Here is a 19538-nt window from a genome sequence, read left to right on the forward strand (position 1 = left end):
GACCATAACTTGCAGGCAAAAAGCAAGGATTAGAATGCAAGACTTTAGTTACATGGAAGAATAGCGTATGCCCATACTTTAACTAAGGGTGATTATTAATTTCTTGCAAGTGATATTTTAGTGTCATTTTGCGTCTATTATTTACATAATGGTATTAAAATACGAGATTAATTATGAATAAATTTGGTGCGGCAATTGAAAAAATCAACACCTCGCCCGATGCATTAAAGACAATTTGCCTGGCTTTATATGAGGAGGCTTGTATAGAGCTCCAGGAAGCAAATAAAGTAAGGGGAGTGAGCAGAGTCATTCCCAGGGAAGCAATTATTTCTCGGATTGAAGAAAAAATGAATAACGAGTTTAAGGAATATGGCTTCCCATCTTTCAATGCAGAAAAGGTGGGTGCAATTAAAGATTCACTATATAAGTGGGATCCTGAATTATCTTCTCCTGAGGAGACGGAAAAAATTGGAATGATGCAAGGATTGCTGTTACATATTGTTATAGAGCAGCAAAAGCGCCAAGAGGAAATGCATTCTTCCTTGCTAAGACTGAAAGAAAAGATTGCTCAGGGTAAAGAAATTCTCGAGGAAAAATTAACTGAGCTTCAAGGCAGGCAAGGCCAAAATACTGCGGGAAAAATAACCATGTTGCAGGAGGCAATTGGTAATGCTGAACCTCCCTGGTATAAAAATGATATCCCTTCATTTAATGGCTTAACTGCCCAGCTTGAGTATTTAACCAAGTCAAAAGAAGCCATCACCGCTTTAGAGATCAACGCCCTTAGTACTCAATTTGATGAGTTAATCAATAACAAATTGGTAGCTCCGCTTAAAGAATATGAGAATGAAAAAGGAGGATGGCAGAAGCTCAAAGATTGGATAAGCGATGTGGTAAAAGAACTCACGGGCTTAGGTACGCTCAGTACAGGCGGGACAGTACAAAAAGTTGTTGCCAACCAATCAGCCGTTTTTAAGGAAGAAATTAACAAAATGAAGGCAAATTTCCCGCAAGCCGAGGGAGAAAATGTGATTGTACTAGGAACAAGCAAGCGAATGTAATTTATTGATTTTGGCTTAATATTCTCGTAGCCGGTGCGGGTTGGGAAGTTCAACCCGAATACCAGCGTATCCGGGTTGTTTTACCTTAATTGTCATCATCCCAGCTTAATGTACCGCCAGCCTGATATTCAATGACACGGGTTTCGAAGAAGTTTTTCTCTTTTTTCAAATCCAGCATTTCGCTCATCCAGGGGAAGGGATTTTCAGCCCCGGGGTATTGTTCAGGCAAACCTATCTGGGTAAGACGGCGATTGGCGATGAAATGCAGGTATTCTTCAAACATGTTGGCATTCATTCCCAGGATACCATGCGGCATGGTGTCTTGAGCATATTGGTATTCCAAGGCAACCCCTTGCTTAATCAATTCAATCATTTCTTCCTTGAATTGTGGCGTCCATAAGTGCGGGTTTTCAATTTTAATCTGGTTAATGACATCAATACCAAAATTCATGTGCATGGATTCATCGCGCAAGATGTACTGGAATTGTTCGGAGGTGCCCACCATCTTGTTGCGACGGCCCATGGATAAAATTTGCGTGAAACCGACGTAAAAGAAAATGCCTTCGAAAACGACATAAAATGCAATCAAATCGCGCAGTAAACGCTGGTCATTTTCAGGAGTACCGGTACGGAAATTCGGATCACTTAAGCTTTGCGTATACGGTAAAGCCCAGGCTGCTTTGGTAGCTACTGAAGGAATTTCCCGATACATGTTAAACACGGCTGCTTCATCCAGCGCCAAACTTTCAATGATGTATTGATAGGCATGGGTATGCAAGGCTTCTTCAAATGCTTGCCGCAGCAAATACTGACGGCATTCAGGATTAGTGATGTGCCGGTAGACTGCCAGAACTAAATTATTGGCCACCAGGGAATCAGCAGTTGAGAAAAAACCCAAATTGCGCAGTACAATGAGGCGCTCATCCTGGCTCAAACCATATGGGTCATTCCATAATGCCAGATCAGCGCTCATGCTGATTTCATTGGGCATCCAATGGTTTGCACAAGCGGTTAAGTATTTGTCCCAAGCCCATTTATATTTAAAGGGAACCAATTGATTTAAATCAGCTCGGCAGTTAATGATTTTTTTATCATCCACATGGATGCGTCCTGCGCCCATATCCAGTAATTCGAGGCCGGTGGCTCCTGTTTGAGCATTCATGGGTTCTAAGATTGCGCTAGACATTGTGTTTTCTCCTATTGGCAAGCTTCACAATTCGGGTCAAGAATTGAGCACAGTTGTGGTTCATCGATTTTCACCGCGTTCAAGGCTCCGTCTGTAACCGTTGATTTCTCGGCGTTGCTTGCACCTAAACTTCGTAAATAATAGGTGGTTTTCAATCCGCGTATCCATGCCTGGCGATAGAGCTCATCCAGTTTTTTACCCGAGGGTTTCGCCATGTATACGTTCAATGATTGCGCCTGATCCAGCCATTTTTGTCGACGCGAAGCCGCTTCAACTAACCAAATGGGTTCAATTTCAAAAGCAGTAGCATAGCGGGCTTTTAAATGTTCTGGAATGCGGCTTATGGGTTGCACGCTGCCATTGAAATATTTTAAGTCATTAACCATGACTTCATCCCATAAATTTAAGGCTTTGAGATCATCTACCAGATAAGGGTTAACCACAGTAAATTCGCCGGATAAATTCGATTTTACATACAAATTCTGATACGTAGGTTCAATTGATTGAGAAACTCCGCAAATGTTAGAAATGGTTGCGGTTGGCGCAATAGCCATCACATTTGAATTACGCATGCCTTCGGTACGAACTTTCACCCGCAATAATTCCCAATCCAAATGTTGTGAACGGTCTTGTTCCAGATACTGGCCACGTGCCTGTTGCAGCAAGTTGATGGAATCAATAGGCAGAATGCCTTTGCTCCATAAGGAATTTTCATAGCTTGGGTAGCGGCCGCGTTCTTTCGCCAATTCACAGGAAGCTTCGATGGCATAATAGCTTATCAATTCCATGGAGGTATCGGCAAAAGCTACTGCTTCGTTGGATGCATAATTTAACTTAAGTTTATACAAGGCATCTTGAAATCCCATCAGCCCTAAACCGACGGGACGATGTTTCAAATTGGAGTTACGAGCTTGCGGAACTGAATAATAGTTAATATCGATTACATTATCCAACATGCGTACGGCAGTGCGGATGGTTTGCTGCAATTTGGTTTTATCCAGTTTGCCGTTTTTAATGTGCGCTGGCAAATTAATGCTGCCTAAGTTGCACACTGCAATTTCTTCTCTGGATGTGTTCAGTGTAATTTCAGTGCATAAGTTGGAACTGTGGATTACACCGGCATGTTGTTGAGGAGAACGCAAATTACATGCATCTTTAAACGTTAACCACGGATGCCCTGTTTCAAACAACATGGACAACATTTTACGCCATAATTTAACGGCGGAAACCGTTTTTACATTCCTAAGCTTACCCTCGCGTGCTTTTGCTTCGTAAGCCATGTAAGTACTTTCGAAAGTTTTACCATATTGTTCATGAAGTTCAGGAACTTCATCCGGGGAGAATAATGTCCATTCACCTTCTTCATGTACCCGTTTCATGAATAAATCCGGAATCCACAGCGCGGTATTCATGTCATGCGTACGGCGACGATCGTCACCGGTATTTTTACGTAACTCAAGAAATTCTTCCACATCGCGGTGCCAGCATTCCAGATAAGCGCACACGGCCCCTTTGCGTTTTCCACCCTGGTTCACGGCAATAGCGGTTGCGTCCGCTACGTTTAGGAATGGCACAACGCCTTGCGACTTGCCATTGGTGCCTTTTATGTAAGAGCCCATGGCACGTACGGGGGTCCAGTCATTGCCTAAGCCGCCTGCGAATTTGGAAAGCAGGGCATTGTCTTTAATGGCACTGTAAATACCTTCCAGGTCGTCGGGTACGGTTGTTAAATAACAGCTGGAAAGCTGAGGTCTTACTGTGCCTGAATTAAACAGGGTAGGTGTGGAAGACATATAGTCAAATGAAGAGAGCAGTCTGTAAAATTCAATGGCTCTTTCTTCTTTATCTGTTTCCCGTATTGCAAGCCCCATGGCGACGCGCATAAAAAATGCCTGGGGCAATTCATAGCGAATACCGTGCTCGTGAATAAAATAACGATCATAAAGTGTCTGCAAGCTTAAATAAGTAAATTGCATATCCCGTTCCGGCAATAAAGCTTTGCCCAAGGTTTCCAAATTAAAATCGCTTAATTTGGGATCCAATATGCCGTGCTCAATACCGCGGGCAATATACGCTTTAAAATATACAGGATAAAGCGCCGCCATTTCATCGAAGGTGGCTTCCTCTTGCAATTGCAGTTTATTTAATGCTTCCGCCCGTAAGCTGTCTAGAAGCAGGCGTGCGCTTACGTAGGTATAATTAGGCTCGGTTTCCACTAAAGCGCGGGCTGCCATAATCAATGCTTTATGCACATCAGCCAAGCTGGCTTGGTTATAAAGATTGCGAAGAGCATCTTTAATCACCGGCTCGGCATGCACATTTTCCAATTCCCGACATGCTTCAGCCACAATGGTATTGACGCGTGCTATATCTAGGGGAGCAAGTTCACCATTAGGCATGGTGATTAACGGGATCTTGTCATCATTTGCTTGCTGCTTTACTTGTGCCGCGCGGGCTTTGCGGCGCTCCTCGCGGTAGAGCACATAAGCGCGGGCAATTTTATGTTGTTCATTACGCATTAAAGCCAGTTCAACTTGATCTTGAATATCTTCGATGTGAATGGTGCCACCACTTGGCATACGGCGCTTAAATGCTTGTGTAATTTGCTTGGTGAGGTCATCGATTTGCTGATAAATGCGGTTTGAGGCGGCCGCACTGCCTCCCTCTACGGCAATGAATGCCTTGGTGATAGCAACTTTAATCTTGCTTTCGTCATAATGTACGACTTTGCCATTGCGCTTAATGGTTTTTAATAAACCCGGCGCATTCGTCGATAATTCCAGTTGACTGGTTCTGGATACATCTTTTACGGAATCAAGAATCTCTGACATAGTTCCTCCACGGAAGGTGAGATTGCCAAGTATGACAAATTCAACCTATACGTTAATTATAAACCAAAACACAACATATAGGTGTGTCTGCTAGGAAACCTAACAAGATAATGTGTTTTTCGGTTGATTTCAATAGAATAAGTCTGGGTATATGTTGTGGATAAATAAAGGATAAGTTGTAGATAGGCGAGAAAATAAATGGATAATCAAGGCACCTGGTTTTGTTGGCCGATTGCCGGGGTTTTTATTCATGCTGTCTGCCGCGGTTTAACTACAATGGCATCACTCACGTGCGCAAATCCGGTGTTAATCCTTAAGTTATCGGTGTTGGTGATTAACTGGCTGGAACTGCCACCATCCAAATTAAGTGCATCTTTACAATGCAGTGGAGCCGATTTCATTAGATTGGCTAGCGCGGTTGTGGTCATGGGGCTGTTTTCCGTCACTAAAATAATGATTTTCCCTTGGGTGGTAATGCCAAGAGCAGAGCGCTCGGCAAGACCGGGTTTCAGGGCAGGGATTACCCCATTGATGAGCAAGCGTGGCCCGCTTTGCACGGCAAATTGTGTTCGCGGATTATGCAAATATTGTTGTTGGCCGGATAAATATGCTTTTTGATTTTTGATGTAAAACACACCCCACCAACTGATGCGCTTCAAGGGATTTAGCACTTGTTTTTTACTGATGCGAAGACCAAGCGGGTGGTAGTTGTGATCGAAAAATCCTCCATTCAATACGATCAATGCACGGCTCTTTTCAGCAAATTCGCTGATGGAAGCATGGGCAAGGGACAAATTTTTTGCCAAAATTAAATCAAGTTCGTTTTTTTTGAGATCAATACGAAAAACATGGATATGCGACCAGGTTTTTAATAAATTCGTGCCCAAATCCTGATATTCAATCCCTGGCGCAACAGGCTCCCAATTGCTTGCTAAACTGTTAACACTCACGAACAATAATAAAGTGAAGCCTAAAAGCAATTTGCTTATTTGCACGAAGTTTATAGGCGTTGATATATTAATCTTGTATCCTTGTCTAATCTGAATTCATTGGAATTGCTATGCAAACATCTCCGCAAAATATCAACATTCAGCAGGTTAAGTCAACCGAGGAATTAAGAAAAATCATGCAGGAAGTTTTGGCATGTGCCCATGAGCAAGGGGCTAGCGATGCTTCCGTCACCGTGAATCGCGATCAAGGTTTTTCAGTCAATGTTCGCATGGGAGAAGTGGAAACAGTCGAGTTTAGCGAAGATAAAGAGATGAGCGTCACGGTGTATTTTGATAAGCGCAAAGGACATGCCAGCAGTACGGATACATCTTCTGCAGCAATCAGAGCCATGGTGGCTGCAGCTTGCGATATCGCACGGGTAAGTGCGGCCGATCCTTGTTTTGGTTTGGCAGATGCCGATTTGATTAACAACTGTTATCCCGAGCTTGACCTTTGTCACCCTTGGGATATTACTCCTCCTAAAGCCATTGAAATGGCGCTTGCATGTGAACGCCACGCCCTGGCGCAAGACAAAAGGATCGTTAATACCGACGGTGTTAGCCTTTCCAGCTATAATTTTACCCATGGTTATGCAGACACGCATGATGCGGGTGGGGTGCTCTACGGAACCAGGCATAGCATGAGTTGTTCCCTGATTGCACAAGAAGGCGATGCCATGCAACGGGATTATGATTATACCACAGCACGCCATTTTAAAGATTTATTAGCTTTGGATCTGCTTGCAGAAAGAGCGGCAGAGCGTACCATTAGCCGCTTAAACGCAAGAAAAATCAACACACAAAAAGTTCCTGTTTTGTTTTCCTCCCGTTTGTCCGGAGGATTATTTTCCGCATTTGTGAGTGCGATAAGCGGTTCCAATCTTTATCGAAAAAATTCTTTCTTGCTGGATAGCCTGGGAGAACAAATTTTCCCGGAATACGTGCAAATTTATGAACAACCTCATCTGTTAAGGGCTTTGGGGAGTGCTCCCTTTGATGGAGAAGGCGTGCCCACTCGCAATAATGTTTTTGTAAAAGACGGGAAGCTTTGCCAGTATGTTTTAGGAAGTTATTCAGCGCGTAAGTTAGGATTAAAGACAACCGCCAATAGCGGTGGGGTATTTAATTTAACGATTGATCCAACCCATGGCGGCTTCCAGGAACTTTTACAATTGCTTGGCACGGGGCTTTTGGTGACGGAGTTGATGGGACACGGCATTAATATCTTGACTGGAGATTATTCGCGCGGGGCTGCGGGTTTTTGGGTGGAAAATGGCGAGATTCAATACCCGGTGGAAGAAATTACCATCGCAGGCAATTTAAAGAATATGTTCCGTAACATGGTGGCGGTAGGCGATGATCTGAACCCAAATAGTGCGACACGTTGCGGTTCAGTTTTGATTGAGCAAATGACAGTAGCCGGTAACTAGGTAGGGGGCGAAAGCCCCGCTAACATTAATTTTTATCGCGAAAAATGATACGGCCTTTGGTGAGGTCGTAGGGTGTTAACTCAACTTTTACCTTATCGCCGGTTAGGATGCGGATATAATTTTTGCGCATGCGACCGGAGATATGAGCAGTTATCACGTGGCCATTATCCAGTTCAACGCGAAACATGGTGTTGGGCAAAGTATCGACTACTGTGCCTTGCATTTCTATATGATCTTCTTTTGCCATAAATCTCTCTGGAATTAAAAACCCAAGCAGGGGAAAATGAAAGTACAAATAGTGCCCTAAAATAATAAAAATGGCAATGAGAGCCAGTAAGTTTCACGAGCTTAGGTGCGATTAAATAATTTTATTTTGCAAAGCGGGTATATTTCCGCTTGCGGCTTGATAAATTGCCTGCAGCAAGGTTTCAGTCGTGCTGCGGCTTTTAAAACCGCTTTGAAAAAAATAAAACCCGGTACCCCGGTTTATAATTAAGCTATGTTCTTTATTTTCCAGGATCTCATGAATACGCGGCGCAATTTCCTGCGCGGATAAACCTTTTAATTCCTGCACCAAGTATTGGATCTCATTGGCCTTAATTTTCCCTTTTACATTACTTTTTTCAAGTTGGGGGGCATAGCGTTCCAAAGCGTTGATTGCTTGGGTCAAGGCTGTAGGCTGAGATACGGCTTCTGCCGGGGCACTTGCTGTTTCTGTCAGGGCACTTTGTGGCACTGCGGCAAAAATATCATGGTCGGCCTGATTGGTATATGGCAATCTATAAACGGTAATAAAACTTATTTCCCCGGCATTTTTCCGTGCTTCCTGGAGTAAATGAGAGGCTAAAAAATTAACTGCATTTTCGCGGTTTATAAATTTGACCAAACCATAATTATTATCATAATATTCAATGCCATTACCTACCATTCTTAGCGCGGTGGAATGGAAACCAACGGAATTGATTAGAAAATTAAAATTTAACGTATGCTTATCATCCAACCCTTTTAATGCATTCCAGATTGCTTGACGCAATTGCATTTCTTTTGCCACCCAAAAATACCAGCCTACTCGTCTGAAAAGAATATCGGCAAAAGTCCAGTTGGTTTTAAATGTATCGTAAAGTGTTTCGTCAGAAGCTACAGATAGCTGATTTAATGATCCTTGTGAAGCAAGTTTTCCATAGCGGTGGGAGTGTCCCCAACAATAGCCCATAAAATCAGAACCTTTAAAAGGATCGCTCCCTTGGCTGAATGGAATAAAGTGAGTGGCATATTTTTCTGCCGATGCACTAAAGTGTGAATGTTGGAAAGAACAAGCAAGCGACTGCCGGTAGGCAGTTGTTTGTATGTCTTTCAATATATTTAAAATTTGCGTCAGGGTAGGATCGTCTTGTTGCTGCTCTTCTAATGTATTGATGAGGTTAATAATGCCTTTTTCGACTTTTTTCAGTTGCAATACATCGTATTCTTGCCGTAGTGCAAAAATTGATTGCATGGACTGGGTATTATCTTGCAGGAATTGCACGAAGGTTGGACTGTTGGCTTCTTTTTCCAGGTTTTCCAAGGCAATTTTTAATTGAGCCGCCAGTTCGCGATTACGAAGAGTTTTAAGTAGCTTATAGCAATCTGAATAATGCATTTAGGAGTATCAGGGGAAAATAATGTTTTATAATAACTCTTATTGGTTTTTTTATCAACACAAAATATATTAAGAATACAAAATTTTCTGTAACCATTGCAGAAACTCATGGCGGCATATTGTTTCAGCGCCAAGGCTTTGCAAATGTGCGGTGGGTAATTGACAGTCGATGATTTCAAACTTTAATTCTTGCAGAGTTTGACATAAAAAATACAAAGCCAGCTTCGAGGCATCGCGAACGTCATGAAACATGGATTCGCCGAAAAAAATCCGGCCAAGGCTAATCCCGTATAAGCCTCCAACCAGCTTCCCGTCTAGCCATACCTCAAAAGAATGGGCAAATCCCATTTCATAGAGCTTGGTATAAGCCGCGATCATTTCTGCGGTTATCCAGCTGCGATTTAAGCGTTTACCCGTGCTGGCGCAGGCCCGAATAACATCTGAAAATGCTGTATCAATCGTAAAACGAAAAGGTTTATTTAAGGTTTTCTTTAGGCTGCGTGTTAATTTAAATGCGTGCGGTTTTAAGATTAAACGCGGATCGGGTGACCACCATAAAATCGGGTCACCCGGATTAAACCAGGGAAATATTCCATGACGATAAGCTTCAAGGATACGTTTGGGGGATAAATCACCGCCGATGGCGACTAATCCTTCGGCATCAGCGGTTTCCGGATTTGGGAAACTGTAATCGTCTGCGGTTAAAATGGTGGGTTTTATCGCTTTATCTCACTGTGTCTAGGTATTTTTCCGCATCAAGAGCCGCCATGCATCCAAATCCAGCGGATGTAATGGCTTGACGATAAACATGGTCAGCCACATCGCCACAGGCAAATACACCGGGGATATTGGTGGCAGTTGCCATTCCTTCCAATCCCGAGCGAATGATGAGATAACCGTCTTTCATATCCAATTGGTCCGTAAAAAGACTTGTGTTCGGTGTATGCCCAATGGCAATAAAAATGCCATCCACGGGTAAATCTGTACAGGCATCGGTAAACACATTACAAACACGCGCCCCGGTTACTTTCATGCCATCGCCCAATACTTCCTGTAAAGTATGATTCCACAATAATTTTATGTTCCCGGTGCGTGCTTTTTCAAAAAGCTTATCCTGTAAAATTTTTTCCGCACGCAAGCTATCGCGACGATGGATTAAAGTCACAGAAGCTGCCAGATTTGACAGGTAAAGCGCTTCTTCAACGGCGGTATTGCCTCCACCTACTACACATACGTGCTTGTTGCGGTAGAAAAAACCATCGCAGGTAGCACAGGCAGAAACGCCGCGGCCTTGATAAGCTTTTTCAGATTCAAGGCCAATATATCGTGCTGATGCACCGGTTGCGATGATTAGGGCATCGCATGTGTAGGTTTGCGTATCTCCTTCCAGAGTAAATGGACGAGAAAGCAAATCAGCACGGGTGATGTGGTCAAAAATAATTTCGGTTTGAAAACGTTCTGCATGCTGCTGCATCCGTTCCATTAGTGCAGGCCCTTGTAAACCTTCGACATCGCCAGGCCAGTTATCCACATCAGTTGTGGTGGTCAATTGTCCGCCGGGTTGCATTCCTGTAAGTAAGACCGGCTGTAAATTAGCTCGTGCAGCATATACCGCAGCCGTATAGCCTGCAGGGCCTGAGCCCAGGATGATTAGGCGATGGTGATTTGTTGCGCTCATCTTCTCTGCCTTTTATAAATTTAATGTTAAGATGTGGATAGTATGATAAAACCTGATGCTTTAAAATACCTATGACAAAACAGCGCAAGGGCGAATTGGTAAGCGGCCCTAAAACAGCTTTGCCTCAATTTTTTACAAAACGCGTTTGTGAAGGCGGCTTTATCTTAATGCTTACTGCCGCCTTATTTATTTTATTATCCTTAGTCACCTACAGTTCTTATGATCCCGGCTGGTTTCATCCTGCTTCCGATTCAATCAATATAGCGAATGCGGGCGGAACCGTCGGTGCATATTTTGCCGACGCACTTTATGCAAGTTTAGGCTATGTTGCTTATTTATTGCCTGGTTGCTTTGTTTACATAGCTTGGATGATATTAAAAGATCACCGGGTTTTACAAACAATCAGCAAGCCAGTCCTTGTACTGCGTCTGGCGGGTTTGTTCTTCCTGCTTGGCAGTGCGTGCGGTTTGCTGGCGTTGGAATTGTCGCCGGAAAAGCAAATGCTGCACAGGCCTGGCGGTTTTGTAGGGCATGTGATTGCGTTTGCTTTAAGCCATACCCTCAATGTGCAAGGTGCCACCTTACTGCTGTTTGCCATGTTATTGGTAGGGGTCACCTGGCTTACTGGACTTTCCTGGCTGCATGTAACCGAAATTATCGGTTATTATACCCTAATTGCCTTGCATTGGCTAAAATTTGCACTAAAGCATGGTATCCGTTTCGCGCAAATCCTGATGGCTCGCTTAAAGGCGCATGCGTTTAAGGAAATGCTGCGAGCAAAAGAAGCGACTCAACCCACCACCCTTAAAGTCAAAAAAGAAAAGGAAAAAGAAAAAGCAGAAAAAACATCCCCAAAAATCAGTTTGTTTGCCGAAAAACCTCAGCCACCCAAACCAATGAGGGAAACACCGGCTTTCACCAAAATAGAAGTCACAGGCAGCTTACCTTCCTTGGAATTGTTGAATAAAGGAGAAGTAGGTGAGCCGATGCGAGGCTACACGCATCAAGAGCTTGAAACCCTATCGCGGGATGTGGAACAGCATTTACTGGATTTCGGCATCCAGGCGGATGTGGTGGCGGTACATCCAGGCCCCGTCATTACCCGTTTTGAATTGCAATTGGCTGCAGGAGTAAAAGTCAGCAAACTGACGGCTTTGTCTAAAGATTTGGCGCGTTCTTTGTCTGTAACCAGCGTGCGCGTGGTTGAAATTATTCCGGGTAAAACCGTTGTCGGTATTGAATTGCCAAATCTAAACCGGGCGACCGTAGGTCTGTCAGAGGTTCTTTCGGCTGAAGTCTATCAGAAGGCACATTCTCCACTTACCCTGGCTTTGGGGGTGGACATAGCAGGCCATCCCATGGTGGTCGATCTGGCTAAGATGCCGCACCTATTAGTTGCAGGAACCACAGGGTCTGGTAAATCTGTAGGCATCAACGCCATGATTCTAAGTTTATTATTTAAAGCGACTCCGGAGCAGGTACGCCTGATCATGGTGGATCCCAAAATGCTGGAATTGTCCGTATACGATGGCATTCCTCATTTGTTGACTCCTGTGGTCACCGACATGAAAGAAGCGGCCAGTGCCTTGCGTTGGTGTGTGGCTGAAATGGAGAGGCGCTACCGTTTAATGGCTGCGTTTGGAGTGCGCAATCTCGCGGGTTTTAACAGTAAACTGGCAGAAGCGGCTGCACGCGGTGAACCTTTGACAGATCCCTTGTGGAAACCGGTTGATTCCATGGATGAGCAAGCTCCCACTCTGGAATCTCTACCCTATGTAGTGGTTATTATTGATGAGCTGGCCGACATGATGATGGTCGTTGGCAAAAAGGTAGAGCAATTGATTGCACGCATTGCCCAGAAAGCGCGTGCTGCCGGAATTCATTTAATTCTGGCAACGCAACGACCCTCGGTGGACGTCTTAACTGGCTTGATAAAATCCAATATCCCTACCCGGATTTCATTCCAGGTTTCTTCAAAAATTGATTCGCGCACCATTCTTGATCAACAGGGCGCAGAACAACTCCTTGGCTATGGAGATATGCTATTCTTAGCTCCAGGTACCGGTGCACCGCTGCGAGTGCATGGTGCTTTTGTGGATGATACCGAGGTGCACCGCGTGGCTGACGATTGGCGGGCACGAGGTACACCAAGCTATATTGAAGAAATCACGCAAAACACCGGCGATGGATTTGATGGTGGCTTTGGTGAAGAAGGGCAGGCGACTGAGGAAGCCGATCCCCTTTATGATCAGGCAGTTGAATTTGTGATCCAAACCCGTAAGGCAAGTATCTCGGCCGTACAGCGCCGTTTTAAAATTGGATATAACCGCGCGGCACGTTTAGTTGAAGAAATGGAGCGCACAGGAATCGTGGGACCATTGGACGGTGGTTTTCGTGATGTATTGGTAGCCGGAGTCAGTGAAGATTAAGCTAATTTTCCAGAAGGAACAAAAATGAAAAAAATCACAGTGTTGGTATTATTTTTCTGGTCGCAACTGGGATTTTGTGAAGATGCAGCCGCTATTTTACAAACCAAATTAAATGCCATTCGTACAATGAGTGCTTCCTTCAAGCAAGTCATTAAAGCAAAAAAAAGACAGCTTTCCCATTCTTCAGGTACCATGGCTTTGGCCCGCCCAGGCCGTTTTCGCTGGCAAACCAAAGATCCCATGCCGCAATTGGTGGTTGCAGATGGTAAGCGTTTATGGATATATGATGAAGATTTGGAACAAGTCACGGTGAAAAAGCAGGACAAGGGGTTAGGTGGTACAGCCGCTTTATTCTTAAGCGGCTATGATGACACCGTGAGCCGTGATTTTACCGTCACGCAAAGCACAAAAGGGAAAAAAGAATATTTTGATTTGCAGGCTAAATCCGGTAAAGCAAATTTCCAAAGAGTAAAATTAGTTTTTGAAGGCGCTACGTTAAGTGCCATGGAATTATTTGATCAATTGGGACAACATACCCATGTGCAGTTAAGTAATATTAAAATTAACCCTTCACTTGGAAGCACCGTGTTTAAATTTAAAATACCCAAAGGTGTGGATGTGGTAGAACAATGACCCACTCCAAAACTTCACCGCTTGCCGAAACGCTGCGTCCTGCAGCCATTGATGAGGTTGTAGGGCAAACTCATTTGTTAGGGGCAGGGAAGCCTTTGCGCCTGGCTTTTGAGTCAGGAAAACTTCACTCAATGATATTGTGGGGGCCGCCCGGGGTTGGAAAAACCACTTTGGCGCGTTTAATGGCTACGCATTTTGACTGCGAATGGATTGCTTTATCGGCTGTGTTTTCGGGAGTGAAGGACATTCGTGCTGCAGTCGAGGCTGCCAAGAATTATCAGGCAAAAAACCGTCACACCATTTTGTTTATTGATGAAATTCATCGGTTCAATAAAGCCCAACAAGATGCGTTGCTACCCTATACGGAAGCAGGTTTATTTACTTTTATTGGGGCGACAACGGAAAATCCATCGTTTGAAGTAAATTCTGCTTTGTTATCACGTGCCCAAGTCTACGTGCTGAAATCATTGACGGATGAAGAATTGGGCGAGTTATTTGTACGAGCGCATCAAAAGGCGCTTTCTCACCTGAATTTTGACCAACAAGCGCAAGAAACTTTAATTGCCTATGCAGATGGTGATGCACGCCGCTTATTAAATTTGTTGGAACAAATCAACACGGCAGCAGTTACATTGGCTGTCACAGACATTGATAAAGAATTTATACAAAATTCTTTAATGCTAAGTGGGCGGCGCTTCGATAAAGGCGGAGATAATTTTTACGATCAAATCTCAGCGTTGCACAAATCCGTGCGCGGCTCAGATCCGGATGCAGCCTTATACTGGCTATGCAGGATGTTGGATGGGGGTGTGGATGCCAGATATTTAGCGCGCCGGATCATTCGCATGGCTTGGGAAGATATTGGGCTTGCTGACCCAAGGGCAATGCAATTGGCTAATGATGCAGCGGCTACTTATGAGCGTCTGGGCTCCCCGGAAGGGGAGCTTGCCCTGGCGCAAGCTGTCATTTATCTAGCAGTTGCAGCTAAAAGCAACGCTGGCTACAAGGCGTTTCAGGAAGCTTCTGCTTTTGTAAAAACTGATAAATCAAGAGAAGTTCCTGCTCATTTACGTAATGCTCCCACTTATTTAATGAAAAAATTAGGGCACGGTAAAACTTATCGTTATGCTCATGATGAGCCGCATGGTTATGCGGCCGGCGTTAATTATTTCCCTGAGGGCATGGATAAACCGGATTGGTACCAGCCGGTGGATAGGGGGCTTGAGAGCAAGATTGCTGAAAAACTGGATTTTTTACGGAAACTTGATGAGCAGGCTCAATAAGAAATTAACCCATTTTTTAAAAAAAGGCTGGATAGTACTGGCTATCCTAGTAATTGCCTTGGCTATTTTATTCAGTGTATTTCGTGCGCTTACCCCTTGGGCGACTCAATATAAAAGTGAAATTGAAACCCATCTTTCCACCCTGGTTGGCCAACCGGTTAAAATACAGAGCGTGGAAACCAGTTGGTACTGGTTTAAGCCTGTACTTAAACTCAATGAAGTCAGCGTTTCAGACGCACAAGATCACGTGCTTAAATTAAACAAGCTATTGGTGGGGATTAATCTTTTTGGTTCCTTGTGGCATCGGCAAATTCAGCCCGGCATACTTTATATTGACGATGTGCATTTATCCTTGCGCCAAGTGGATACGCGCTGGCAGATAGATGGATTAAGTAATGATCAAGAATTGACGTTTGATCTCGCAACCTACAGGCCAATCCTGAATTGGCTATTGGCACAGCAAAAAATTATTTTAAGAAATATTTCCGCTACCTTGCATTTGGCTAATGGCACGACCATTCCTCTTGATTCTCTAAACTTAACGGTTGCAAATCATTCAGGGCGTTATCGTTTTAAAGGCGCGCTTAAGTTGGCGCAAGCCATACCAACCCGTCTTGCTCTTTTAGCCGATCTTTACATTGATCCATTTAATTTGGAGAAAACACGAGGTGAAGCCTACGTTGCTTTAATGGATATTCTGCCTGCGCAGTGGCAAGAGTTTTTACCAGCATCGAGTTATGTCTTGCAAAGCGGGCAGGGTAACATAGAATTGTGGCTGGATATTGCGCAGAGTCGCATCAGTAACTTACAAGCCCTCACCCAGCTCGATCATATCGCCTGGAGCCAATATGGCCGGGCAAAAAGCTATTTTATTCCTTACCTTAAGGCAAATTTGGCTTGGAATCCTACCAAAGCAGGGTGGCAGCTAAGCGGCGATCAAATCAGACTGAAAATGGCAGGAATCAGGTGGCCGGAAAACAAAATCTTAGTAGAATACGATGCAACGCAGAATGCTCATTTGCTGTATGTAAAGAATTTATTGCTGGCACCTCTTTTGGCTGCAGACTTCGATTGGCCAGAAGTTTTATCACCTGTCATAGCCCTGCATCCCTATGGTGAATTGTATAACACGCAGTTGCTTTTGAAAGATGGGCAACCCAATTACCTTATTACCCGATTTTTTAATTTAGGTTGGCATGGTAATGAAGACATCCCAGCCGTCAACCGCTTATCTGGCGTCATGCAATGGCAGCCTGAAGAAGGACACTTGGAGTTGGATGCTGAAGACACCATCGTTAAGCCCTACAATCTCCCGCCTGTTTCCTTCAAAGAAATAAATGGCGCCATCGATTGGAAAGAATTGAGCCATGGCTTACGCCTTAGTGTGGACCGCCTGGTGATCACACGCCCTGATTTGATTTTAAGCGCCCGCGGCATTTGGGATAATCCCTTATCTCCAGATGGATATTTGGCCTTATCTGCAGAGTATTCTGCTGAGCAGGCACAAAAATGGCTGCTCTATCTCCCCCGACGCGGTTTAAAGCCGAAATTGCATGCCTGGCTTAAGGAAAATATAAAATACATTGATAAAGCCAGCGGTCGATTGAGGCTGGATGGGCGGGTTAAGGATTTTCCTTACGATAAACAGCCCGGGGAGTTTTTTATCAATAATCATTTGACGGGAATGCAGCTATTATTTACCGACAAATGGCCATTAACTACCGAAGTCGATGCTTATTTACGTTTCGAGAAAAGAACGTTGGCAGCCGATGTATTGCAGGCGAACTTGCATGGTGTAGCAGTTGATAATGTTAATCTGCGCATCGATGAATTAGGTTCTGATCACGAAACGTTGCTCATCCATGGCAATACTAAGGCTGAAGGCGAGCAAGTGATGTCTTACGTATTGATTTCGCCGCTGCGGGAGCGATTGGCTAAGTTAAAAATGCTCAGCATCACCGGGATATTAGGGGTGGATTTACGCCTGGAGATACCTCTTTACCCGGAAAATGATGAAGTATTGGCGAAAGGAATGCTTACGTTTGCGGATAATGCTGCCATCCTCCATCATGCTTTGCGCGACATAGAATTTAACAACATCACTGGCAATTTAATGTTTGACGAGCATGGGGTCAGCAACAGTGCGTTGCAGGCAGTTTTGCTAGGCGACCCCATCACCATGCACATTCAATCCGTGCGCGGCCTTAAGCCATATACGGAAGTACGGATGGCGGGAAAAACCACCATTGATTTGCTGAAAAATAAATTAAATCTACCGATATTTTCCTTACTGCACGGTAATCTTGAAATTGAAAGTGCTTTGACCATAACGGATGATCCCAATGATTTGGATCATGTTCAAATTAAAACGCCTTTGCAGGGCGTCGCGATTGACTTGCCGGAACCTCTCGGAAAAACTTCAGCGGATGTTGCTCCGCTGCTTATTGATGTGGATTTTAATCCAGCCAAAGCGTTGAGGGTGTGCGTTAATTACGATAATCGTCTAAGCGCTGACTTATGGTTTTCCAAAGCTAAGAATAGTTTTGTTCTGGATAAAGGCGCTATCCACCTCGGTCGTGGGAAAGCAGCCGAGGCTAAAGAAAAAGGGGTTGCTGTAACCGGGGCCTTGCCATCATTTAAATTAGCGCCTTGGCAAGACGTATTAAGAAAATTGCCCGCAGAAGATGGTTCTTTGTCCATGCGCGGCAAGATACGGCTCGTGCAATTAAATATAGGCTCATTAAAATTGCTGGATCATGAATATCGCAATCTGGCCATTAATGCTCGAAAGACTGCCCCGCAAGAATGGGCAATTCATCTTAATCAGCAAGATCTTATCGCCACACTGGACTACAAACCGCAAGAAAATCTGCTAACCGGCCATTTTCAGCATCTATATTTGGATAAATCTTTATTCGCTGGTAAAAAAAGCAGTTCATGGGGCAAAGCCATTAACCCTAAAGATATTCCCAATTTAAATGTATTAATTGATGACTTGAGAGTCGGTGGCAGGAATTTAGGACAGGTTATGTTCAAAAGCACAACAAAGAATAATGTTTGGCAGCTTGAGGACTGCAAAATCAATTCCCCTGCATACAAATTAATCCTTAAAGGAAACTGGAAAAAAGACAAGTCACAAAATGTCACGTCCATGCAGGCTAACTTGCAGATTAGCAATTTAGCAAAAAGCTTGCGTCAATGGAATATTCCTCCGGTCGTTGAAGCCCACTCGGGCAATGTACAATTTACCGGGGGATGGCAAGGCTCATTGTTTGATTTTTCCCTGGCAAAGTTAACGGGTGATCTCTACATTATTTTAAAAAATGGCCGCATTACCAATTTAGGACCGGAAACGGAGGAAAAGCTCGGCTTAGGTAAATTATTGAGTATATTAAGCTTGCAAACCATTCCACGCCGGCTAAAACTTGATTTTAGTGATTTGACCCATGAGGGGTATAGTTTTGACGTATTCAAGGGCAGCTTTGTCTTAAAGCATGGGGTCATGCGTACGGCAGACAGCTACATTGATGGTCCGGTTGCGTATGCTGCTATGAAAGGAGATTTGGATCTTGATAGGCAATTGTATGATTTGGATTTACAAGTTTCCCCCCACATCACTGCCAGTTTGCCGGTGGTAGCAACCATTGCAGGTGGCCCGCTTGCTGGTATTGCGACGTGGGTGGCTAGCAAGATAATCAACCAGGGGATGCAGAAAATTAACAGTTATACTTATAAAGTAACCGGAGCATGGTTAGACCCTGTCGTACAGCAAGTAAGTATTGAATAACAAATAATTCTTTGATGACGTTGAGGATAAAAGCATGTGGGCTGCACTGATTCAGGAATACTGGCAGGTGAGTACGTTTAAAAGAAGTCCCGCTGATACTCCCTATTCACCTTTGTTGCTCGGCATCATGATGATATTTTTTCTTCTTATTTTAATCGTGCAATGGCGGCTTATCATTGTTGAAAAAAAACTTACCTTATCCATGGCTTTCCTGGCAGGAACATCGCTCATATTCTCCTATATCTTTTTTACTTCTATTTTATTAGCCTTGTTCCGCCTTGGCAGCCGCACTGTGCAGACGTTAACAAGTTTGTTCGCTGGCCACACCATCGTACACTTGTTTGCTTTTCCGCTTTTGCTATTAGGTCCCATACTCGTGAACCAGGCACTGCCGCAGCCTCTGATTTTGCTTATGGGAATTGTTTATTTATTATCTACGTTGTTATTAACTTTTTGGCAATTTAGCATTTCAGCCTATGTTTACAAACACGCGTTAATGGTGGATTATTTTCCGGCTGTATTAGCCAGCATTGGTTTACTTGCTGTGAATATTTTAGTGATGTCATTTTGGCGCTGATCCGGTTAAATTTTT

Annotated in this window: 14 protein-coding genes; 7 read left to right on the plus strand and 7 right to left on the minus strand. The window is 44.0% G+C overall.

Annotated elements, in window-relative coordinates; all coding sequences use genetic code 11:
- Window positions 1-173 precede the first annotated feature (173 nt).
- A complete protein-coding gene (locus tag ELY11_RS02355; RefSeq protein ID WP_127032447.1) occupies window positions 174-1061 on the plus strand; it encodes a hypothetical protein in 888 nt (295 codons plus the stop codon).
- Between the two features lie 85 nt (window positions 1062-1146).
- Here ELY11_RS02355 and ELY11_RS02360 read toward each other — a convergent pair whose 3' ends face one another.
- The 3 genes from ELY11_RS02360 to ELY11_RS02370 all read right to left on the minus strand — a co-directional run bounded on the left by ELY11_RS02360 (window position 1147) and on the right by ELY11_RS02370 (window position 6034).
- Window positions 1147-2247, minus strand: coding sequence for a ribonucleotide-diphosphate reductase subunit beta (locus ELY11_RS02360; RefSeq protein ID WP_126953025.1), 1101 nt, complete (start codon window positions 2245-2247; stop codon window positions 1147-1149).
- An 11-nt stretch (window positions 2248-2258) separates the two neighbouring features.
- Window positions 2259-5078 carry a ribonucleoside-diphosphate reductase subunit alpha gene (locus tag ELY11_RS02365; protein ID WP_127032448.1) on the minus strand — a complete coding sequence of 940 codons (2820 nt, stop codon included), beginning with the start codon at window positions 5076-5078 and terminating at the stop codon, window positions 2259-2261.
- A 248-nt stretch (window positions 5079-5326) separates the two neighbouring features.
- Window positions 5327-6034, minus strand: coding sequence for a phosphodiester glycosidase family protein (locus ELY11_RS02370; RefSeq protein WP_407656420.1), 708 nt, complete (start codon window positions 6032-6034; stop codon window positions 5327-5329).
- Between the two features lie 104 nt (window positions 6035-6138).
- Between ELY11_RS02370 and pmbA the strand changes: the two genes are divergently transcribed.
- Window positions 6139-7497, plus strand: a complete 1359-nt coding sequence (gene pmbA, locus ELY11_RS02375; protein ID WP_126953028.1) for a metalloprotease PmbA — start codon at window positions 6139-6141, stop codon at window positions 7495-7497.
- 25 nt (window positions 7498-7522) lie between these two features.
- On the opposite strand, the gene infA is transcribed toward pmbA, so the two are convergent.
- The 4 genes from infA to trxB form a co-directional block, all read right to left on the minus strand.
- Window positions 7523-7744: a translation initiation factor IF-1 gene (infA, locus tag ELY11_RS02380; RefSeq protein ID WP_126953029.1), complete on the minus strand. Its 222-nt coding sequence runs from the start codon at window positions 7742-7744 to the stop codon at window positions 7523-7525.
- Window positions 7745-7855: 111 nt separating this feature from the next.
- Window positions 7856-9136, minus strand: coding sequence for a hypothetical protein (locus ELY11_RS02385; RefSeq protein ID WP_127032450.1), 1281 nt, complete (start codon window positions 9134-9136; stop codon window positions 7856-7858).
- A gap of 69 nt (window positions 9137-9205) precedes the next feature.
- Window positions 9206-9844: a leucyl/phenylalanyl-tRNA--protein transferase gene (gene aat, locus ELY11_RS02390; protein WP_126953031.1), complete on the minus strand. Its 639-nt coding sequence runs from the start codon at window positions 9842-9844 to the stop codon at window positions 9206-9208.
- A gap of 16 nt (window positions 9845-9860) precedes the next feature.
- Window positions 9861-10814, minus strand: a complete 954-nt coding sequence (gene trxB / locus ELY11_RS02395; protein WP_127032451.1) for a thioredoxin-disulfide reductase — start codon at window positions 10812-10814, stop codon at window positions 9861-9863.
- A gap of 71 nt (window positions 10815-10885) precedes the next feature.
- Between trxB and ELY11_RS02400 the strand changes: the two genes are divergently transcribed.
- The 5 genes from ELY11_RS02400 to ELY11_RS02420 are packed head-to-tail and all read left to right on the plus strand — an operon-like array spanning window position 10886 to window position 19523.
- Complete coding sequence (locus ELY11_RS02400) at window positions 10886-13243, plus strand: DNA translocase FtsK (RefSeq protein WP_126953033.1); 2358 nt, start codon at window positions 10886-10888, stop codon at window positions 13241-13243.
- 24 nt (window positions 13244-13267) lie between these two features.
- Window positions 13268-13876 carry an outer membrane lipoprotein chaperone LolA gene (lolA, locus tag ELY11_RS02405; RefSeq protein ID WP_126953034.1) on the plus strand — a complete coding sequence of 203 codons (609 nt, stop codon included), beginning with the start codon at window positions 13268-13270 and terminating at the stop codon, window positions 13874-13876.
- On the plus strand, window positions 13873-15159 hold the full coding sequence (locus tag ELY11_RS02410) for a replication-associated recombination protein A (protein ID WP_127032452.1): 1287 nt from the start codon (window positions 13873-13875) through the stop codon (window positions 15157-15159). Before lolA ends, ELY11_RS02410 begins: the two co-directional genes overlap by 4 nt.
- Window positions 15143-18946, plus strand: a complete 3804-nt coding sequence (locus ELY11_RS02415; protein ID WP_127032453.1) for a YhdP family protein — start codon at window positions 15143-15145, stop codon at window positions 18944-18946. The genes ELY11_RS02410 and ELY11_RS02415 overlap by 17 nt, the downstream gene beginning before the upstream one ends.
- A gap of 34 nt (window positions 18947-18980) precedes the next feature.
- Window positions 18981-19523, plus strand: coding sequence for a hypothetical protein (locus ELY11_RS02420; protein ID WP_126953037.1), 543 nt, complete (start codon window positions 18981-18983; stop codon window positions 19521-19523).
- Window positions 19524-19538 lie beyond the last annotated feature (15 nt).

It is taken from the genome of Legionella septentrionalis (genome assembly GCF_003989745.1).
GTDB classification, from domain to species: Bacteria; Pseudomonadota; Gammaproteobacteria; order Legionellales; family Legionellaceae; genus Legionella_A; species Legionella_A septentrionalis.

What these genes read in the sequence shown, in the direction of transcription:
- ELY11_RS02385 (WP_127032450.1), bottom strand. Translation starts at nt 9,136, where the DNA reads ATGCATTATTCAGATTGCTATAAGCTACTTAAAACTCTTCGTAATCGC.
- ELY11_RS02365 (WP_127032448.1), bottom strand. Translation starts at nt 5,078, where the DNA reads ATGTCAGAGATTCTTGATTCCGTAAAAGATGTATCCAGAACCAGTCAA.
- ELY11_RS02415 (WP_127032453.1), top strand. Translation starts at nt 15,143, where the DNA reads ATGAGCAGGCTCAATAAGAAATTAACCCATTTTTTAAAAAAAGGCTGG.
- ELY11_RS02400 (WP_126953033.1), top strand. Translation starts at nt 10,886, where the DNA reads ATGACAAAACAGCGCAAGGGCGAATTGGTAAGCGGCCCTAAAACAGCT.
- trxB (WP_127032451.1), bottom strand. Translation starts at nt 10,814, where the DNA reads ATGAGCGCAACAAATCACCATCGCCTAATCATCCTGGGCTCAGGCCCT.
- ELY11_RS02410 (WP_127032452.1), top strand. Translation starts at nt 13,873, where the DNA reads ATGACCCACTCCAAAACTTCACCGCTTGCCGAAACGCTGCGTCCTGCA.
- ELY11_RS02360 (WP_126953025.1), bottom strand. Translation starts at nt 2,247, where the DNA reads ATGTCTAGCGCAATCTTAGAACCCATGAATGCTCAAACAGGAGCCACC.
- ELY11_RS02420 (WP_126953037.1), top strand. Translation starts at nt 18,981, where the DNA reads ATGTGGGCTGCACTGATTCAGGAATACTGGCAGGTGAGTACGTTTAAA.
- pmbA (WP_126953028.1), top strand. Translation starts at nt 6,139, where the DNA reads ATGCAAACATCTCCGCAAAATATCAACATTCAGCAGGTTAAGTCAACC.
- infA (WP_126953029.1), bottom strand. Translation starts at nt 7,744, where the DNA reads ATGGCAAAAGAAGATCATATAGAAATGCAAGGCACAGTAGTCGATACT.
- lolA (WP_126953034.1), top strand. Translation starts at nt 13,268, where the DNA reads ATGAAAAAAATCACAGTGTTGGTATTATTTTTCTGGTCGCAACTGGGA.
- ELY11_RS02355 (WP_127032447.1), top strand. Translation starts at nt 174, where the DNA reads ATGAATAAATTTGGTGCGGCAATTGAAAAAATCAACACCTCGCCCGAT.